This is a genomic window from Streptomyces sp. NRRL B-24085 (assembly GCF_001282115.1).
Lineage (GTDB): Bacteria > Actinomycetota > Actinomycetes > Streptomycetales > Streptomycetaceae > Streptomyces.
The window spans coordinates 1-1,034 of record NZ_LJBR01000654.1; the positions used below are offsets into that span (position 1 = coordinate 1).

1 protein-coding gene and 1 pseudogene are annotated in these 1,034 nt (G+C 74.7%); one reads left to right on the forward strand and one right to left on the reverse strand.

Annotated elements, in window-relative coordinates; all coding sequences use genetic code 11:
- A partial coding sequence (locus AOJ26_RS40890; protein WP_143663708.1) for an enoyl-CoA hydratase/isomerase family protein occupies positions 1–440 on the reverse strand: 440 nt, incomplete at its 3' end.
- A gap of 200 nt (positions 441–640) precedes the next feature.
- On the opposite strand from AOJ26_RS40890, the pseudogene AOJ26_RS40895 reads away from it, so the two are divergent.
- Positions 641–1,034 (forward strand): annotated as a pseudogene (locus AOJ26_RS40895) (hypothetical protein); the annotation flags it as partial.

Consider the following 1,034-nt stretch of genomic DNA (forward strand, 5'->3'; position numbering starts at 1 on the left):
GGGATCACCCCCACCGACACCTCGGGCAGCCCCACCACCGCCGTACGGTCGGCCACGATCAGGTCGCACGACAGCGCCAGCTCGAACCCGCCGCCCAGCGCGAACCCGTGCACCGCGGCGATCGTCGGCACGGGCAGCTCCAGCACCCCCGTGTATGCCCCCCGGGCCACCGGCCGCTGCCGTACCAGATCCGCGTCGGTGAAGGAGTTCCGCTCCTTCAGGTCGGCCCCCACACAGAAGGCCCGCTCGTGCGTGGAGGTCACCACGACCACCCGCACCCCCTGGTCGGCCCCCAGCGCGGCACAGGCGGCGGCGACGGACCGGGCCATCTCCGTGGAGACCGCGTTCATCGCCTTGGGCCGGTCGAGGACCAGCTCGGCGACGGTCCCCTCCTCGTGCCGCCTCACCAGCACGAACTCCCCGAACCGCTCCTCACCCATGACACCCTCCCGGTTAACGCGGGTTAACAAGAACGCTCCGATCATCGCAGCCCCGCTCCCGCCGCGAAAGGTTCCCGCCGATCCACCCGACACCCCGTTCGAGTGACATCCCGCCCAACTCCCCCTCCACCGCCCACGGCAGCGCATAACGTGCGCCCCGCCACGGCGCACAGGGGGCGCGGGCACCCAGGGGAGGAAACATGACGGCGACGATGACGACGACACCCATGGCGGAGGACGGTGGCACCCGTCTGTTCGGACCGCGTGGCCGCCACCGCAAGCCCCGCCCCCGCAAGGTCCTGCTCGCCGCGGGCGGTCTCGCCCTGGCCGCCGGTGCCCTGAGCCTCGTACGGCTGACCCCGGACACGGGAGTGGGCGGCTTCGGCGCCGCGGAGCCCGACCCCCAGGCCGCCCCGGGCACGGACGCGGACATCGGCACCGGCCGCGGCACCGGCACGGACCGGGCGACGAACGCCGCCGCGACCCTGGACGCCCTTCCGGAGGCGAGCCCGTCGTCGACCACGCCGATGGGCGGGGTCTCCGCGACCCCGACCGCGGGTGCCTCCCCGGCCCCCGCGGGGTCCGCGACCGCCC